Here is an 18,087-nt window from a genome sequence, read left to right as displayed (position 1 = left end):
ACGTTTTTTCAAATATTTAAATTTATAATATCACTCCTACATATAAAATGATTAAAATCATTTGGTTCCTCATGGTTTACTATAAAACTGTAGAGATATATTATACATTATGTGCTAGAAGTAATTATAATTTTTAGTTTTCAATAGGCAAAACTGATGCTCGTCATTGTACAAGCTCATTATTGTTAGGATATTTAATAGTATTATAAATTCAATCCATCATGAAAAATAAAGAAGATATTCAATTTGTTGAAAAAATAATTAGAGCCCTTAGAAAATCGGCTATAGAATTAGAAGAATTTCAAGTCAAATCTGCTTTAGGAAAGGCAGAAGCTCAAGATAAGTACGAAGAAGTAAAGAAGAAATTTAACCTATTTCTTCACAATAGTGAATTTAAAATTAAAGGCATTAGAGAAAAAATAGAAGAACTACATACCAAATTTGATGAACTTCGTGTACAATTGGCCTTGGGAAAAGCAGAAACAAGAGAGGTTTTTAAAAAACAAAAAAAGCAATTGTTAACCACGTTGCATGATATTGAAGTAAAAATAAAGACTAATGAGACGTTAAATAGAATGTATGCGCTAACACTTATTGAAATAGAACAATTTAAAATTCAGTTGGAGATCTTAGAGCAAAAGTTTAAAAAAGACAAAAGAGCAGCCAATGAATCATTTGAACGGGGTAAAAATGAGTTCAATAGTTTTATAGATAAATTTAAGGGTAAATATGCTAGGAAAAAAGAAGAAACCAGACTAGAGCATTTCCTAAATGAAATATCTGAAGCCTATGGACATTTTAAAAATGCATTTTCCAAACCTTGAACTAAATAAGGAAACCTAAAATACCATCCTAAATACACGAAGGGATTCCACAATAAGATAATCTTCTAAGCAACTTTTTGGAATCCCTTGCTCTGTTTTAAATAATAATTAAACTTATTGTTTAGTTCATTGTTAAAATGAATGTAACTAATAGTCATAATCACCTTTTTTGATATTGGAGACCATTCCAAAACCTATAATTACAGCAGAGGCAAAACTTAAAATACCCAATACAGAGATACCATTTAAAAGTGGAGTGATTTTGAAAATGATAAAGAGGGTAGCTCCAACAATAAGAGCTACCATGATAAATGCAGCAATTAATTGTTTTGTTATTCTTTGAAGGGTATGTACCATTGGGTCTATACCCTTATGGGTTAAATCAACCTTTATCTGTCCAGAATTAATTTTCCGTATTGCATTCTTCAAGTCTAGGGGGAATTCATCCATGTAATCCGTTAGCTCTACGATTGAGTTAACAATTTTCTTGCCCATTAATATAGGGTTGTATGTTTTTGTGGCGCTACTTTTTAAATAGGGTCTTACAATTTCAAATTGTTCTAAGCTGGGATCGAGTTTTTCAATAACACCTTCAATGGTAATTAGTGATCTTGCAAAAAGGAAGAAGTAAGTAGGTACTTTTAAACCATGGGCGATGATGATATCTTTTAGTTCTAATAGAATAGTGCTCATTTCATTTTTATGGACATCTCGGACATAATATTTTTCAACAAATTCGTTAATATCAAATTCTAAATCTCTCCTGTTTAAAATGGGAGCATTATTTGAAAGCTGCTGTAAAGTCCTAATTATTTTTTTTACATCTTTATTGTTGATGGCAATAAACAGCTTTCCAAAAATTAAAATATCTCTAGGCAGCATGCTTCCCATCATTCCAAAGTCCAAATAGCAAATATGGTTGTTAGGGAGCACCAGTAAGTTCCCGGGGTGGGGGTCTGCATGAAAGAACCCATATTCAAAAATCTGTTTAAAATAACTTATCGATAGCCTACGGGCAATAATTTTGGTGTCAATGTTTTTAGACTTTAATTTTTCTATTCTATCTATTTTAGTTCCTGAAACAAACTCCAAGGCTAAAACTTTTGTTGTTGTGTACTCTTGGTATACTTTGGGGGCCTTGGCAAACTGTTCTAAAGAGTGGTCGTTGACCAAGTTATTGTAAAACCGCTGAACGTTAACAGATTCATTTATAAAATCGAGTTCTTTTAATATTGAAGCCTCAAAATGCTTAACCAATCCTACAGGATCGAAACTTTTTAAAGAGGGTATTTTTTTCTCTAATACATGGGCTATTTTGTACATGACCTTTATATCTTCGACAATTACATCATAAATGCCAGCATGTTGTATTTTTAAGGCAACCCGTTTACCTGAGTGAAGGGTTACTTTGTGTACTTGTGCCATAGATGCAGAGGCAAAGGGTTGCGGTTCAAACCAGGCAAAGAGGTTTTCAACCGTATCTTTAAGTTCAGTTTCAACAACTGTTTTGGCCATGCCTTCAGACATTGGAGGAACATTATCTTGAAGCTTTTCTAATTCTAGGGTTAATGCCAGCGGTACTAAATCTGGTCTATTACTCAATATTTGGCCAAACTTAACAAAAGTGGGACCTAGTTCTTCACAGACCAGTCTCATTTTGGCCCATTTACTATACTTGGCAACTCGTTTTTTTGTGGTATTGGGAATTAATTTTTGAACAAAGGTATAATGTTTGTTTTCTTCCATATACTGAACCAAATCTTCAAAGCCATATTTTATCAAGACCTTTAGAATTTGGTTATATCTGGAGATGGATTTAAATTTTTTTACGATGTCAATTACAACTCCCATATTATTTAGTTTCCAATTTATTGAGTCTGGCCTCCAATAAGGCAACAGTATTATCCAGTTTTTCAATTTTCTCATGTAATGACTTGATGTCATCGGCATGGGCCACGTTTATTTTTTTATAAAATTTGACGATCAATCCTTCTATTTTTTCATAGAGTTCTTCTTTGAGCTCATTTGTTTTTAAAATAACCTTATCCAAGAACTCTAGTTCGTTACCATTTTCGTCTAATCTTGATTCGGCCATGGCTTTATTAATATTATCTTTTCCTTTTTCTGATAGTTCATTTATTCTATCCAAAAGTTTGGTGTCTCTTGCTAAAACATAAATGCTGGAACTTAGGGTGAGCAACTCTATTATTGTTTTAGTTTTCATGAGTTTATGGTTTAATTTTTATCAATACTAAATGTATTAACAAATAAGATCATTTAATATGATTTTAATCATTTTAGGAAGGAGTCTAATGTTTTAATTTTAAGTTGTTAACCACGGAAATATTAAATACAAACAGATGAAATCCAATTCTATAATACCAGTAATGACTAAAAAAGTGGTTTTTGTTTCCCCGGAACAAAACCTTTTGGACGTCAAGCATATTTACGAGAAAAAAAAATGGCATCACCACATACCTGTTTTGGAAAATGAAAGATTAGTTGGTATGGTTAGTTTGGTAGATTTCATGTATAATATTGTAGGAGCAGGAATGAATGACGATCACGAAGTTTATAAAAAGCTAAAAGTAAAGGATATTATGACACAAAAACCATTTTATCTAACAACCAAGTCAAGTGTAGAGGATGTAGCAAAAGTTTTATCTACACAATACTATCATGCTGTCCCTATTCTAGAAGATGATAAGTTGGTGGGTATTGTTTCAACTGCAGATATTATAAATTATTATCTCAATAAAGCCTTGTAAGGTTTTAGTCCTTAAGAAGTTTTTATTATTATGTTTACTCTATTAAATTATAAGTGAGCTCATTTTCAGAGGATATATTGTTGCTCCAACAATCCAAATTATAAATGGTAGTTTCTGCTATATTGTTAAGGGCTTCATCTGTTAAAAAAGCCTGATGTCCGGAAAGAAGAACATGGGGTAGGGCGTTTAATTTTATGAGCAAGTCGTCTTTTGGAATATCTAAAGAACTATCTTTAAAAAATACTTTCCTTTCGTGCTCATAAACATCCATGCCCAATCCTGAGATATTTTTGTTTACCAATGCCTCAATAACATCTAAAGTATTAATGATAGCCCCTCTTGCCGTATTTATAATTATACAATTTGGCTTCATTAAACTAATAATTTTTTTATCAATTAGATGATGTGTATCTGTGTTTAAGGGCAAATGGATAGAGATGATATCAGATGCTTTGCACAATGTTTCAAGTGAAACGTATTTTAAATGATATTGACTTGTTAATGACGTATTGGGAGCAGCATCAAAACCTAATAAGTTACAGCCAAAACCATGCATAATTTTGGTCATAACAGAACCTATTTTACCAGTACCTATTATGCCAACCATTTTATTGTTTAAATCGAAACCCGTTAAATTGTTTAAATCAAAATTAAATTTTTTTACTCGTTCATTGGAAAGAATTAATTTTCTATTTAATGCCAATAAGAGCGTAACGGCATGTTCAGCAATAGCATTGGGTGAAAAGGAAGGAACATTGGCCACCTTTAAGTTTAGTTTATATGCAGTAGACAGGTTAACATTGTCATAACCAACCGATCTAAGTGTAATGTATTTTATGCCAAAATCCTTGAGTTTTTCTAAAACTATATTAGAAGCATTATCCGAAGCAAATAAAGAAACGGCTTGGTAACCTATGGCTTTCATTGCTGTATCTGTAGTTAATGCATCATCAATGAAAGTGAGTTTGTGTTTTCTATTATTGGCTTTTTCCAAATAAGGAACTTCAAATGCTTTAGTGCTGTAATTGAGGATTTTCATTTCAATTGATATTTATAGATAATTTCTCCATCCTTTGTTTGTTGGATTGATGTACAAAGGCTAATTCTGTAAGCACTTATTGATTTTTTTTGATGTTTAAATAATAGTTTTATGTCTTGATAATCTTTGCGCATTACAGATAAAGTTATTTTATTGAACCAAGATCAACAATGATATAAATCAGATATGTAAGTGTGTTTGATTATTGGTAATATTTAATGTAAGAGACACTGCTAATTTTATGGTTTAAATAAATGTATGTTTTGCAAAGACAATCTTTTTCTATAATCTTAGTAATTTTATATAAGTTTATTTTACTGATAAATGTCATATTCTTAAATTTTATAAAAAGATATTTTTGTCTTAATTTAAAATAAAATTAAATGCCCATTAAAAGTTATCTAGCACATTCGCATGAAGGTAAAAAACAAGAGCTTATTGAAGCCTTGTCTTCGTTGGAAAACTGTGAAGTTATCCCTGCCGAAAATAAAGATCTTCTAATAGTAGTAACAGATACAGAAGGTAAAATTCAAGACGAAATTTTAAAAGAACAAATTGAAGCCATAGATAGTTTAAAGTTACTAGCTATGGTATCAGGATTTAATACACCAAAAAACAAATAAAATATGTACACCTCTTTGACCAGTAGAAGAAGTTTCATTAAAAAAATGGCAGTAATGTCGGCAATGACGGCTGCTGCTAGCATGTTTCCAGGTATCATCTTTGCATCCGAACAAAAAGAAGGATTACCTGAAGGCGGTAATTTAGATTGGAAAAAAGCACCCTGCCGTTTTTGTGGCGTTGGCTGTGGTGTCTTGGTAGGCATTGAAAATGGTAAAGCTGTTGCTGTAAAGGGCGACCCAAATTCATCAGTAAACAAAGGGCTTTGCTGTGTTAAGGGGTATCATTCTGTTATGGCCATGTATGGTAAAGATCGTTTAACCATGCCATTGGTTAAGAAAAATGGAACTTATGTAGAAACTTCAATGGAAGAGGCATTGGATTTGATCGCTTCAAAAATGAAGGATACCATAATAAATCATGGTAAAGATGCGGTGTCTATTTATGGATCTGGTCAGTGGACTATTCCAGATGGTTATGTGGCTTCAAAATTGTTTAAAGGTTGTATTGGCACTAATAATGTTGAGGCTAATGCCCGCCTGTGCATGGCTAGTGCGGTGACAGGCTTTTTAACTTCCTTTGGTATAGATGAACCAATGGGCTGCTATGAAGATATCGACCACGCTGATGTATTTGTGTTGTGGGGGAATAATATGGCCGAAATGCACCCGGTATTATTTTCAAGATTACTGGATCAGCGTTTAAAGCGTGATGTTAAAATTATAGATTTTGCTACCCGTACCACCCGCACCAGCATGGCAGCAGATAAATCTATTTTGTTCAAACCGCAAACCGATTTGGCAGTAGCCAATGCTATTTGTTATGAGATTATTAAGAATGGATGGGTTAACAAATCGTTTGTGGAAAAACACTGTAACTTTAGTAAAGGGTTGACCAATATGGGTTATGGTTTGGAAGATAACTATAAGTTTACAGATAAACCTGAAAAAATAAGCTTTGAAGAATACAAGAGCTTTTTAGCGGATTACTCACCTGAGAAAGTTGAAAAAATTTCAGGAGTATCTGCTAAAGACATAAAATATATGGCGGCTTACTACGGTGATCCTAATAAAAAAATTATGTCATTATGGTGTATGGGCATGAATCAACATTCGCGCGGTACTTGGATAAATAATTTGGTATATAACATTCACTTATTAACCGGAAAAATTTCTACACCAGGGAATAGTCCGTTTTCATTAACGGGACAGCCCAGTGCCTGTGGTACTGTAAGGGAAGTGGGTACACTAACCCATAAGCTGCCACATGGTGTAGTGATGAACAAAGAACATCGGGATTTTGCTGCTAAAATATGGGATGTTCCCGTTGAAAACATAGACCCTAAACCAACCTATCATACTGTAGAAATGTTTAGAGCCTTGGATAGGGGTGATATTCGCTTTATGTGGATACAGGTGACTAATCCTATGGTGACTATGCCAAAATTGAAACGTTATAGGGATGGTGCTAAAAAAGAGGGGCGTTTTATAGTAGTTTCAGACATTTACCCGACACCAACCACCGATATTGCCGATGTTATTTTACCATCAGCCATGTGGGTAGAACGAGAGGGAATGTATGGTAACTCTGAGCGTAGAACCCAGTACTTTGAACAGATGGTAGAGCCGCCGGGAGAGGCCATGAGTGATACCTGGCAACTTATAGAAGTCGCAAGGCGATTGGGTTACAAAAAACAATTTTATTACAAAAAAGAAACTCATATAGAAGAAATATATAATGAATACCGTCGTCATCATGACAATAAAAAACACAATATGGCTCCGTTGGAAGTTCTTAAAAAAGAATCGGGAGTCTTGTGGCCTTATGTCGATGGTAAATCAACACAGTGGCGTTTTAATGCACAATATGATCCTGCTTGTAGTAACGGGGAAGATTTTCATTTTTATGGTAAGCCAGATGGTAAGGCCGTAATATGGCAGCGCCCTTATGAGCCAGCTGCTGAGGAACCGGATAATGAGTATCCATTCTGGTTAAATACTGGCCGTGTGGTTGAACATTGGCATACGGGGTCAATGACACGTAGAATACCAGTATTGCATAAGGCCATGCCGCATAGTTATGTAGAATTAAATCCAAATGATGCTAAGCGTATGCAAATAAAAACTGGTGATATGGTCAAATTAACTACCAGACGTGGAGAAATTGTTCTGCCGGCAGCTATTAACCAAAGAGGAGTTCCTGCACCAATGCAGGTATTTGTTCCGTTTTTTGATGAAAATATGCTTATTAATGACATTACGTTAGACTCATTCTGTCCTATTTCTAAAGAGCCAGATTATAAAAAATGTGCCGTAAAAGTTGAAAAAGCATAAGTTATGAGAAAGCGATTAGGTATCATATCACTATTTGTTATTCTATTTATTGCTTTTATAACAATATGGAGTTTTAGTTATCAAACAGGACGGGAAGAAGCTTATATTCCTATGGAAAACACTAGTTCAACACCTGTAATTCCTTCTGAAACTGGAGTATTCCGACGTTCTGAGTTCGCTTTGGATTACAGTAATATGCCAATAGACAAAAACCATGAACGTACGTTAAAAACCTATTATAAAAACAGGGCTTACCATGGCGCACCCCCTACTATTCCGCATCCCGTAAAAAATGAACTTAGTATGGGAGGAAATACCTGTTTGCAATGCCATCATAATGGGGGTTTTACAGAAAAATTTAATGCTTATGCCCCGGTAACACCACATCCCGAAATGGAGAATTGTAGACAATGCCACGTACCACAGCATACAGAAACTTTATTTAAGGGTACTAATTTTCCAAAAATTACTGTGCCAGAGGTAGGGGTAAATAATGCATTACAGGGAAGTCCCCCAGTTATACCACATCAAATAGAAATGCATGAAAACTGTTTGTCCTGTCATGCCGGACCAAGTGCACCAAAAGAAATTAGGGTAACTCATCCAGAACGCATTAACTGTAGGCAATGCCATGTCCTAAACAATAAGGAAACTACTGATATAGGTGTTTTTAAAAGACAATCAATACAATGAAACATATTTACAAAAGATTATACATCATATTAGGTTTTGTGTTTTTTATGATGGTGCTTACCTCCTGTAAACATGGGGAAGGTGAATACCATAGCATTAATGATAAAATAGAAGCAGAAAGCAAACATTATCTGGGCGTGACAGTATCATCTGAAGACCATATAGGAGATATTAAAACCATACAAATTACTGAAGGAGAACATATGTTTTTAATACCCGAACGTAAAAGTCAGATAAAATCGTATGCCTGTACAGAGTGCCATACCAAGCCATTGTACGAAATGCAAAGTCATGATGTTAAAAAGGCCCATTGGGATATCGATTTAGATCATGCTAACGACAATACTATGAACTGTGTGACCTGTCATAATACCAATAACATGAACGATTTAATAAGTATTACGGGAAACACTATAGATTTTAATAAAAGTTACCAATTGTGCAGTCAATGCCATTCAAAACCTTTTGAAGATTGGAAAGGTGGCGCACACGGTAAGCGTATTGGTGGTTGGGTACCGCCTCGGTTATCGATGACCTGTGTAAACTGCCACAATCCGCACCAACCGCATTTTGAATCGCGTTGGCCGGTACGTTTTAACACGCAAAAAGTAAAGGAAAGAGAATAGTTCTACTAAAAATAAATGTATGGGTAGCAACAAAAAGAAATGGTTTTCATTAAACCTAAGCAATAACAAACCAAATGGAACATCCTGTGGCTGTGGAAAATCATCGGATGGCTGTGGTTCGCATAATCCGACACCAAATAAGGATGAGCGTACCAAAGATGGTTTTGAGCAAGTTTTTGACGTAAAGATGAGCAGACGCACAGCTTTTAAGCAGTTAGCAGCAAGCTTGGCCATAGGGGCTGGTGCGGTAAGTACCTCATGTAGCATTATAGCAGGTGATGAAAGTAAGGAAAAGGCGCAAATAGACTGGGAAGAACAGTTTAAAGGTAATTATAAATTGATGAGTGATGATGAAAAGAAAGCCACGGTAGATCGTTTGGTGCGTTCATACCAATTGCGCACAGGAAAGACCTTAAACATGTCGTCTAAAAACGCTGAAAAGGATGTATTGTTTGGCTATGCCTTCAATATTTCAAAATGTCAGGGCTATATGGATTGTGTGAGTGCCTGTGTTGAAGAGAACAATCAGGACAGAAATTCGCAAATGCAGTATATACGCATCCATGAAATGAAAGATGGAAAGGGCTTTAACTTTAATGAAGCTGACGATAATTATTATCATGAAGTACCTGCCGAAGGGCATTTTTATATGGGGACCCAATGTTTCCATTGTGATAATCCACCTTGTGTGGAGGTATGCCCAGTACAGGCTACGTGGCGTGAGGATGATGGTTTGGTGGTTGTGGATTACGATTGGTGTGTGGGCTGCCGTTACTGTATGGCGGCTTGCCCTTACGATGGGCGTCGATTTAACTGGAGTAAGCCCGAAGTACCCGAGGAAGAAATCAACAAAAATCAGCATTATCTAGGAAACCGCATGCGTAAAAAGGGTGTTATGGAAAAATGTACTTTTTGTGTCCAACGTTCTAGAGTTGGTAAAAATCCAGCTTGTGTAGAAGCCTGTCCTACAGGAGCACGAATTTTCGGTAATTTATTAGATCCTAACAGTACAATACGTTGGGTACTTGAAAATAAGAAAGTGTTTAGATTAAAGGAGGACTTGGGCACTGAACCTAAGTTTTGGTATTTCATGGATTAAAATACATATCATGGGGAGACTTAAAGTTTTTAAAAGTTTAGTAAAGGATAGTTTAGATGTTACTACACGCGGGTCTAAAAAATACCATTTATGGATGGGTTTTTTAACCTTAATGATGTTAATAGGGATGTATTGTTATTCCATTCAATTGGAGCATGGTTTGAGTGTTACTGGAATGACAGATCGAGTAAGTTGGGGTTTGTATATTTCAAACTTTACATTTTTGGTTGGAGTTGCAGCTGCGGCTGTAATGTTGGTTATGCCTACTTATGTTCTTAAGGATATTGACTTCAAGCAAGCAGTTTTAATTGGTGAGGGATTGGCTGTGGCCGCATTAATAATGTGCTTAGCATTTGTTATTGCAGATATGGGAGGACCTTCGGTATTATGGCATATGATACCTGGTATAGGGGTTTTTAATTTTCCTAACTCCATGCTAACCTGGGACGTAATTGTTCTTAACGGATATTTGTTTATAAACATTACCATACCATTTTACATTTTGTTTAGGCATTATCAAGGTAAGGAATCTAAATCCAGTGTTTATGTGCCTGGAGCATTTATCTCGGTGTTTTGGGCTGTGGCTATCCATTTAGTGACTGCATTTTTATATCAAGGATTACAGGCCAGACCGTTTTGGAACAATGCATTATTGGGACCTCGTTTTTTGGCATCCGCATTTGCTGCAGGTCCAGCACTAATTATTTTGGTATTGGCTGTAATACGTACCTACACTTCTTTTAAGGTTGAAGATAAAACCATTAAGAAGATTGCTATGGTAGTTACTGTAGCAGCTCAGATTAATCTTATCATGCTCATTTCTGAATTATTTAAAGAATTTTATGCTCCAACACATCATAGTGAAAGTGCCTATTACCTATTTTTTGGATTACACGGTAAGGATGCTCTTTTACCTTGGATTTGGACGGCCATTCCTTTAAATGTGTTGGCTACGGTTTTATTAACATTCCATAAATTGCGTAATAATTTTAAAGTGTTATTCTTTTCTTGTTTTATTTTGTTTATAGCTATATGGATAGAAAAGGGTTTTGGTTTAATTGTACCCGGTTTTATTCCTGGACCTTATGGAAAAATTGCTGAATACTTGCCAACGGGTATTGAAATAGGTGTAACCTTAGGCATTTGGGCGTTGGGCGCTTTCGTATTTACTATTTTGGCTAAAACAGCGATAAGTATAGAAACTGGAAAACTTAGATATAAGAATTAACCATTTGCATTTTTCACAAGAACCTTATTTTCTTAAATTTCATGAGATTTATCATGTAACAGATTAATGGTTACTTTTAATTTTGCTCGGACTAAAATAAAATTAATTAAGTTAGAACTATAGATAAAAAAATAATAAAAATGATGATAAAAAAACAATACTTACTTATTGCATCCACATTAATAATGGCACAGTTTACGCAGGCTCAGTTTACATTAGATGCAGAATTTAGGCCAAGAACAGAATACCGTCATGGGTTTGGTAATTTAATTGCTGATGGTCTTGATGCAGGATTTGGTATTTCTACAAGGGCGCGTTTAAATGCAGGCTTTAATACAGATTACTATACCTTTTATTTAAGTTTACAAGATGTAATGGTATGGGGCGAAAACAGACAGATTTTACCATACGATCAAAATAATTCCTTTGCAATATTCCAAGCTTGGGCAGAACTTAACTTGGGCTCAGGGTGGTCTACAAAAGTAGGACGACAAGTGTTGTCATATGACGATCAACGTATTCTTGGCGGATTGGATTGGGCGCAACAAGGGCGAAATCATGATGCAGCTTTGATAAAGTATAAAAAGGATAAATTCTTATTAGATTTTGCTTTAGCTTTCAATCAAGATTATTCACATCCAACAGGTTTCGTCTCAACAGGAACAGGTTATGACACAACAGGATTTTTCTCATATAAAACCATGCAAATGTTGTATTTAAAGCAAGCTTGGGAGCAATTTTCGGGAAGTTTACTGTTGCTTAACAACGGGTTTCAAGAGTTCAACGATGATAACAGCCCAAATGGTGTTAGCAATTTACAAACTTTAGGCACCCATTTAGAATACAAGGAAGGTAAAATTGGTCTAGCGGCAAATGCTTTCCTTCAAACAGGCAAACACCAAAACGAGATAAATGCTAAAGGGGCTTATTTATTGGGATTGGACTTGACCTATAAAGCTTCTGATAAAGTAGACTTAGGAGCAGGAATAGAAATGATTAGTGGCAATGACGCCAATGCTGGTGAAACTGGGGCCTTCTTCCCTTTGTATGGCACTAACCATAAGTTTAATGGCTTTATGGATTACTTTTATGTGGGCAACCATGCCAATTCTATTGGATTGATAGATATCCATGCCAGTGCCAATTTTAAATTGGGAGACAAATCTAGCCTTATGATAAAAGTCCTTAATTTTAGTGGGGAACAAGAGCTGCCAAGTGGAGAAAAGGCATTAGGAACCGAAATTGATTTAGTTTATAAGAAAGCATTTAAAGGTTATAGCCTAGCTATGGGGTATTCACATTTATTCCCTGCAGACGGCATGTATGAGTTAAAAGGTATTTCAGAAAGTAATACTGCTAATGGTCAAAACTGGGCTTGGGTTATGTTGGTGATAAAACCAAAATTAATTAACTAACAATAAATGGGTTAAAATATAGTGCAGTTTATAGAAAATAAAATATTTTTACCTGAATAATAAAACACTAGTGAATCTTCGAAAAAACATATTACCAGATAAGAGATCGAGATGGAGACCTACAGCTGTATTTTTAATTGCTATTATTACAGGATTAGGTTTTTTTATGGCAAAAGAAGCTTCGGTCATATCATATATGTCCGATAACCCTCAAGCCTGTGTTAATTGCCATGTTATGACACCAGTATATAATAGTTGGATGCATAGTTCACATAGGGAGTGGGCTAAATGCAATGATTGTCATGTACCTCAAAATAATATATTTAATAAATACTATTTTAAAGCGAAGGATGGGTTATTACACGCCTCTGTATTTACGTTAAGGGCAGAACCTGAAGTTATGTTTATGCGTGAAGAATCAGAAGAGGTCGTCCAGGACAATTGTATTCGATGCCATGTACAACAAGTCACTCAAACCAAGTATGTTGGTTGGATTGATGATCACTCTAAAAACAGAACTGAAAGAAAATGTTGGAGTTGCCATCAGGAAGTGCCACATGGTACGGTTCACGGTATATCAACAATTAAAAATAATATTGCACCCATTCCAACCGATGTAGAAGAGTTGGTTATTCCAGATTGGTTACAAAAACAAATAGAAGACAAATAAACTTTATCAAGATGAAAAATAAAATACTATTCATTGTTACAGCAATAGTTGTGTTTCTACTAGGCTTATTGGCCTCAAGTATTCTTAACAGGAAAAATGAAGCTAAATTTAAATATGTGCCTCAGGTAGAATTGTCTGAAAATGAACCTCGAAATGATGAATGGGGAAAAAACTTCCCGGCTGAATATCAATCGTTTTTACAGACTACCGACACATCGTTTGTCTCATTTCAGGGTGGCTCTGCCATGCGGGATATGTTGGATGAAGACTCTCGGTTAGTAGTGCTATGGGCGGGTTATGGATTTTCTAAAGACTATAATCAGGGTAGGGGACACCAATATGCAGTTGAAGACTTAAGGAATACATTAAGAACTGGAGCACCTAAAGGAAAAGGAGACGGGCCTATGCCAGCAACCTGTTGGACATGCAAGAGTCCAGATGTGCCACGTTTAATGAACGAACAAGGTATTGCGGAGTTTTACAAAGGCAAATGGGCAGATAAAGGCGAAGAGGTTGTTAATCCAATAGGTTGTGCCGATTGCCATGACTCTAAGACCATGAAACTAACTATTTCGCGTCCTGCTTTGGTTGAAGCTTTTGAGGCTATGGGTAAGGATATTAATCAAGCTACACACCAAGAAATGCGTTCTTTGGTATGTGCGCAATGCCATGTGGAATATTATTTTGATAAAAACCTGCCCGGAAAAGAGGGGATACCTTATTTAAAGTTTCCTTGGAAGGATGGTATGTCTGTGGAAGCTATGGAAAAATATTATGATGAATTAAACTTTAAAGATTGGACACATAAACTAAGCCGAGCCCCAATGTTAAAAGCACAGCATCCAGGCTATGAAACCTATTTAACAGGGGTTCATGCCGATAGAGGTGTATCTTGTGCCGATTGCCATATGCCTTACAAGAGTGAAGGAGGTCAGAAGTTTACAGATCACCACATTCAATCGCCTTTAAACAATGTAGCCAACGCTTGTCAAGTATGCCATAGGGAAGATGCCGATAAGCTAAAACTAAATGTTTTTGAGCGTCAGCAAAAATCTACCGAGAGTAGGCTTAAGTTAGAAGATGCCTTGGTGAGAATGCATGTAGAGGCAAAAAAATGTTGGGATTTAGGTGCAACAGAAGAGCAAATGAAGGATATCTTAATGGATATACGTCATGCACAATGGCGTTGGGATTATGCTGCTGCTGCGCATGGTGCATCTTTCCATTCACCTGTTGAAACAGGTAGGGTATTAGCTAGTGGTTTAGATAAAGCTACCGAAGGACGTGTTAAGCTTGCACGCTTATTGGCTGAATTAGGACATAACAAACCTGTTGAAATGCCAGATATATCTACAAAGGAAAAAGCGCAAGCCTATATAGGGTTGGATGCTGAAAAAATGGAAACCGATAAGGCAGAGTTTAAAAAGACATTAGTACCACAATGGTTGGAAGCGGCAAAAAAGCGTGAAGCTACTTATGGTTCTAAAAAAGTCTCAATGAATACAAAATAGACTTTTCAAGATTAATTTAGTGTTTATTAAGGATAGCTTTTAAGATTTTTATAGTCATTAAAAGCTATCTTCTTTTTAAAATCGCTTTTATGCAGAATATGTACAAATTTTTATCATCGTCTAGTCTAGCTCTGTTGCTATTATTGATATTTGCTATAGCTATGGCAACAGCCACTTTTATAGAAAACGATTTTGGAACCCAAACTGCTTGGGTTACCATATATGATGCTTGGTGGTTTGAGTTGGTTATGCTGGGATTGGCACTAACTTTTATAGCCAACATTTTTAAGTATAGATTATTGAGAAAGGAAAAATGGTCCGTTCTGCTATTTCATTTGGCTTTTATAGTTATTGTTTTAGGTGCGGCTATAACCAGGTATACATCATATAGTGGTATCATGCGTATTAGGGAAGGTGCTTCATCAAATATTATAATTTCAGACGCCAATTTTTTAAATGTCACCCTAATTGATGGTGAAGTATCGAAAAAGATTAATAAAAAATTAAGCTTTTCACCTATAAGAGATAATCGTTTTGTGCTAAACACAACCATAAAAGGAAAACCGGTAAACATATCTTATAATAATTATATTGCCGATGCCATCCCAGAAGTTGTGGAAGATCAAAATGAAGGCGAACCACTATTAGAAATGGTTGTTACTACAGGTCATGGAAGAAACACGGTATATCTTAAAAAGGGAGAAATAGAAAAAATTGGTAAACAGTATGAAATTGGTTTTAACTCCAATAAGGAAGACATCATAAATATTATAGAACAAGAGGGGGCACTAAGTATAAAAACTCCTTATGATCTGGATTTCTTTATTATGGCTTCACAAAAAGCTGGAAAAATAAAAAAAGACAGTTTACAAGCCATAACCTTAAGAATTCTATATCGGGCAGGAGACATATCGTTTGTGCCTTTGGCATATTATAAAAAAGGTAAATTCCAGTTAACAGGTACATCAGAAAAATTAAAAGATAACGACGAAACAAAGGATGATGGGCTAATTGTAAATGTATCGGTTAATGGAAAGGAAAAACCTGTAAATATTTTATACAGACAAGGGTTTTTACCAATACACGAAGAAGTAGTTATTGATAGTGTGAAGATGATATTGTCTTACGGTGCAGCAGCTATAAAAACTCCCTTTTCAATCCAGTTAAATGACTTTCAGTTAGAACGCTACCCTGGATCTTCCAGTCCGTCGGCTTATGCAAGTGAAGTTTCTATTTTAGATGGCAATATAAAGAAGCCGTTCAGAATCTTTATGAACAATGTTTTGGATTATGGGGGATACCGTTTTTTTCAAGCAAGTTATGATACCGACGAAAAGGGTACGGTACTATCAGTAAACCACGACCAATTAGGAACTTTGGTGACTTACTTCGGATATTTTTTAATGACATTGGGCATGTTGTTTACATTTTTTGGTAAGGCCTCAAGGTTTAAATTAATTAACAAAAAACTAAATCAGTTAAAAAAGAATCAACTTCCAACGGTACTCATTTTGCTTTTTACAATTCAGTTCGGTATGGCTCAAATGCCGCCTGATTTATTGACAATTAAAGTAGATGAGGCCTTAAAAGCCCAAGAAATAGATAAAACCCATGCTGATTTTTTTGGAAGGTTATTGGTACAAGACTTAGATGGTAGGATAAAGCCCGTAAATACTCTTGCATCAGAGTTTCTTAGGAAAATCTCAAGAAAGCCAAAATTTGTATATCCAGTAAGAAACGACAAATTGATTTTTGATGCTAACCAAACATTTTTGGCTATGCATATGTTACCTCAATTATGGCAACGTGTGCCCATTATAAAAGTTGATTTTGAAAAGACGGGAAATTTATTTGAGTCCATTCCAAAAGGGAAAAACAATTTAGTAGCTTTTGCCAACTTATTTAACGAAGACGGTAACTATTTATTAAGAAATGAAGTTGAAGAGGCCAATAAGAAGAAACCTGCAGAGCGCAACGAATTTGATAAGGAAGTTTTAAAAATAGATGAACGTTTTAATATTCTATATAATGTATTTGCTGGAAATTATTTAAAGATTTTTCCAAATAAAAATGATGAAAACAATACTTGGTTTAGTTATATCCACCATTTTAAAGATTTCCCGGAAGAAGATGCTAAGTTTTCCAAAAATATTATCCCAGTATATTTTAATGATTTATTGACTCAAAACTATAATGCAGCTCATGAAAAATTGGTTTATATAAAAAAATACCAAGAAGTCCTAGGAGCCAATATAATACCAACACCACAACGCATTGAAGCAGAATTGTGGTATAATAAGACGAATCTAAACTTTTGGTTGTTTCAGGTCTTTTTTACCTTAGGTTTTACTTTGTTGGTTTTGTCGATTGTGAAAATGTTTTATAACAAAAAAACTATAGAACTAATAAATAACATTTTCATAGTTTTAACCTTGGTTTCTTTTCTGTGCTTTACAGGAAATATACTTTTGCGGTGGTATGTAGCACAGCATGCCCCATGGAGTAATGGTTACGAAATGCTCATTTTTGTAGCATGGGTTCTAATCCTTTGTGGTTTGATTACTTTTAGAAAATCGGATTTCTCATTACCATTGTCTACTTTATTCTCGGGAGCACTATTGTTTGTAAGTTATTTAGATTGGTTAAACCCAGAAATCACCAATTTAATGCCAGTTTTAAAATCGTATTGGTTAAAAATACATGTTGCTACCATAGTAAGTAGTTATGCGCCATTAGCTTTAGCTGCTGTTTTAGGATTAATGGCTCTGATGCTTATGGTTTTTAAAACCTCAAAGAACAAAGCTGTTATGGAATTAAAAATAAAGGAACTAAGCTACATTAACGAGATGGCTATGACCATAGGCTTGTTTGTACTTTCCATAGGTACTTTTTTAGGCGGTGTATGGGCCAATGAATCATGGGGACGTTACTGGGCATGGGATCCAAAAGAGACTTGGGCTTTAATTAGTATTATTGTTTATGCCATTGTTCTGCACTTGCGTTTTATTCCAAGACTAAATAACCATTATGTTCTAAATGTAGCCAGTATGTTTGCGTTTTGGTCTATAATTATGACCTCCTTTGGGGTAAATTATTATCTGTCTGGATTGCACAGTTACGCTGCTGGTGATCCATTGCCCATACCAACCTTTGTTTATGTCTTGGTAGTATTTATGTTGATAATAGCTATTCTTGCTTATTTTATGCAGAAAGAAAACAGGTTAGCATAAAAGAAAGTTTAAATTAAAATACTTTTCTTA

General features: G+C 35.1%; 15 protein-coding genes. 12 read left to right on the top strand and 3 right to left on the bottom strand.

Features of this window, described 5'->3' with window-relative positions:
• Positions 1 to 221: 221 nt before the first annotated feature.
• Positions 222 to 824, top strand: coding sequence for a hypothetical protein (locus MR053_RS07605; protein ID WP_242131870.1), 603 nt, complete (start codon positions 222 to 224; stop codon positions 822 to 824).
• 147 nt (positions 825 to 971) lie between these two features.
• Here MR053_RS07605 and MR053_RS07600 read toward each other — a convergent pair whose 3' ends face one another.
• Positions 972 to 2,675 (bottom strand): ABC1 kinase family protein, encoded by a 1,704-nt coding sequence (locus tag MR053_RS07600; protein WP_242131869.1) that lies wholly within the window; start codon positions 2,673 to 2,675, stop codon positions 972 to 974.
• A gap of 1 nt (position 2,676) precedes the next feature.
• The gene (locus MR053_RS07595) at positions 2,677 to 3,048 is read right to left on the bottom strand and encodes a hypothetical protein (RefSeq protein WP_242131868.1); all 372 of its coding nucleotides are present in this window, start codon (positions 3,046 to 3,048) and stop codon (positions 2,677 to 2,679) included.
• Between the two features lie 136 nt (positions 3,049 to 3,184).
• Here MR053_RS07595 and MR053_RS07590 point away from each other — a divergent pair, with 136 nt between their 5' ends.
• Positions 3,185 to 3,592 (top strand): CBS domain-containing protein, encoded by a 408-nt coding sequence (locus MR053_RS07590; RefSeq protein ID WP_242131867.1) that lies wholly within the window; start codon positions 3,185 to 3,187, stop codon positions 3,590 to 3,592.
• Between the two features lie 34 nt (positions 3,593 to 3,626).
• Here the strand turns inward: MR053_RS07590 and MR053_RS07585 are convergent, their stop codons facing one another.
• Positions 3,627 to 4,631 carry a 2-hydroxyacid dehydrogenase gene (locus MR053_RS07585; RefSeq protein WP_242131866.1) on the bottom strand — a complete coding sequence of 335 codons (1,005 nt, stop codon included), beginning with the start codon at positions 4,629 to 4,631 and terminating at the stop codon, positions 3,627 to 3,629.
• Positions 4,632 to 5,014: 383 nt separating this feature from the next.
• Between MR053_RS07585 and MR053_RS07580 the strand changes: the two genes are divergently transcribed.
• The 10 genes from MR053_RS07580 to ccsA all read left to right on the top strand — a co-directional run bounded on the left by MR053_RS07580 (position 5,015) and on the right by ccsA (position 18,057).
• Positions 5,015 to 5,254, top strand: coding sequence for a hypothetical protein (locus MR053_RS07580; protein WP_242131865.1), 240 nt, complete (start codon positions 5,015 to 5,017; stop codon positions 5,252 to 5,254).
• A 3-nt stretch (positions 5,255 to 5,257) separates the two neighbouring features.
• A complete protein-coding gene (locus MR053_RS07575) occupies positions 5,258 to 7,585 on the top strand; it encodes a molybdopterin-dependent oxidoreductase (protein ID WP_242131864.1) in 2,328 nt (775 codons plus the stop codon).
• A gap of 3 nt (positions 7,586 to 7,588) precedes the next feature.
• A complete protein-coding gene (locus MR053_RS07570; protein WP_242131863.1) occupies positions 7,589 to 8,278 on the top strand; it encodes a nitrate reductase cytochrome c-type subunit in 690 nt (229 codons plus the stop codon).
• A complete protein-coding gene (locus tag MR053_RS07565; protein ID WP_242131862.1) occupies positions 8,275 to 8,904 on the top strand; it encodes a cytochrome c3 family protein in 630 nt (209 codons plus the stop codon). Before MR053_RS07570 ends, MR053_RS07565 begins: the two co-directional genes overlap by 4 nt.
• A gap of 19 nt (positions 8,905 to 8,923) precedes the next feature.
• Entirely contained in the window at positions 8,924 to 10,003 is a 1,080-nt protein-coding gene (locus MR053_RS07560) for a 4Fe-4S dicluster domain-containing protein (protein ID WP_242131861.1), read from the top strand.
• Between the two features lie 10 nt (positions 10,004 to 10,013).
• Positions 10,014 to 11,231, top strand: a complete 1,218-nt coding sequence (gene dsrP / locus MR053_RS07555; RefSeq protein WP_242131860.1) for a sulfate reduction electron transfer complex DsrMKJOP subunit DsrP — start codon at positions 10,014 to 10,016, stop codon at positions 11,229 to 11,231.
• 140 nt (positions 11,232 to 11,371) lie between these two features.
• Positions 11,372 to 12,646: an alginate export family protein gene (locus MR053_RS07550; protein WP_242131859.1), complete on the top strand. Its 1,275-nt coding sequence runs from the start codon at positions 11,372 to 11,374 to the stop codon at positions 12,644 to 12,646.
• A gap of 70 nt (positions 12,647 to 12,716) precedes the next feature.
• Positions 12,717 to 13,316: a cytochrome c nitrite reductase small subunit gene (nrfH, locus tag MR053_RS07545; protein ID WP_223550395.1), complete on the top strand. Its 600-nt coding sequence runs from the start codon at positions 12,717 to 12,719 to the stop codon at positions 13,314 to 13,316.
• Positions 13,317 to 13,321: 5 nt separating this feature from the next.
• Positions 13,322 to 14,827 carry an ammonia-forming cytochrome c nitrite reductase gene (gene nrfA, locus MR053_RS07540; RefSeq protein ID WP_242132172.1) on the top strand — a complete coding sequence of 502 codons (1,506 nt, stop codon included), beginning with the start codon at positions 13,322 to 13,324 and terminating at the stop codon, positions 14,825 to 14,827.
• An 89-nt stretch (positions 14,828 to 14,916) separates the two neighbouring features.
• Positions 14,917 to 18,057 (top strand): cytochrome c biogenesis protein, encoded by a 3,141-nt coding sequence (ccsA, locus tag MR053_RS07535; RefSeq protein WP_242131858.1) that lies wholly within the window; start codon positions 14,917 to 14,919, stop codon positions 18,055 to 18,057.
• Positions 18,058 to 18,087: the final 30 nt, after the last annotated feature.

It is taken from the genome of Aestuariivivens marinum (genome assembly GCF_022662175.1).
In the GTDB taxonomy this organism is placed as follows: domain Bacteria; phylum Bacteroidota; class Bacteroidia; order Flavobacteriales; family Flavobacteriaceae; genus Aestuariivivens; species Aestuariivivens marinum.
This window is presented reverse-complemented; position numbering and strand designations above follow the sequence as displayed.

Bases quoted from the DNA above. Each gene is read 5' to 3' on its own strand.
- MR053_RS07570 (WP_242131863.1), top strand. From the start codon at position 7,589: ATGAGAAAGCGATTAGGTATCATATCACTATTTGTTATTCTATTTATT.
- MR053_RS07590 (WP_242131867.1), top strand. From the start codon at position 3,185: ATGAAATCCAATTCTATAATACCAGTAATGACTAAAAAAGTGGTTTTT.
- dsrP (WP_242131860.1), top strand. From the start codon at position 10,014: ATGGGGAGACTTAAAGTTTTTAAAAGTTTAGTAAAGGATAGTTTAGAT.
- ccsA (WP_242131858.1), top strand. From the start codon at position 14,917: ATGCAGAATATGTACAAATTTTTATCATCGTCTAGTCTAGCTCTGTTG.
- MR053_RS07600 (WP_242131869.1), bottom strand. From the start codon at position 2,675: ATGGGAGTTGTAATTGACATCGTAAAAAAATTTAAATCCATCTCCAGA.
- MR053_RS07580 (WP_242131865.1), top strand. From the start codon at position 5,015: ATGCCCATTAAAAGTTATCTAGCACATTCGCATGAAGGTAAAAAACAA.
- MR053_RS07605 (WP_242131870.1), top strand. From the start codon at position 222: ATGAAAAATAAAGAAGATATTCAATTTGTTGAAAAAATAATTAGAGCC.
- MR053_RS07565 (WP_242131862.1), top strand. From the start codon at position 8,275: ATGAAACATATTTACAAAAGATTATACATCATATTAGGTTTTGTGTTT.
- MR053_RS07575 (WP_242131864.1), top strand. From the start codon at position 5,258: ATGTACACCTCTTTGACCAGTAGAAGAAGTTTCATTAAAAAAATGGCA.
- MR053_RS07585 (WP_242131866.1), bottom strand. From the start codon at position 4,631: ATGAAAATCCTCAATTACAGCACTAAAGCATTTGAAGTTCCTTATTTG.
- MR053_RS07560 (WP_242131861.1), top strand. From the start codon at position 8,924: ATGGGTAGCAACAAAAAGAAATGGTTTTCATTAAACCTAAGCAATAAC.
- MR053_RS07595 (WP_242131868.1), bottom strand. From the start codon at position 3,048: ATGAAAACTAAAACAATAATAGAGTTGCTCACCCTAAGTTCCAGCATT.
- MR053_RS07550 (WP_242131859.1), top strand. From the start codon at position 11,372: ATGATGATAAAAAAACAATACTTACTTATTGCATCCACATTAATAATG.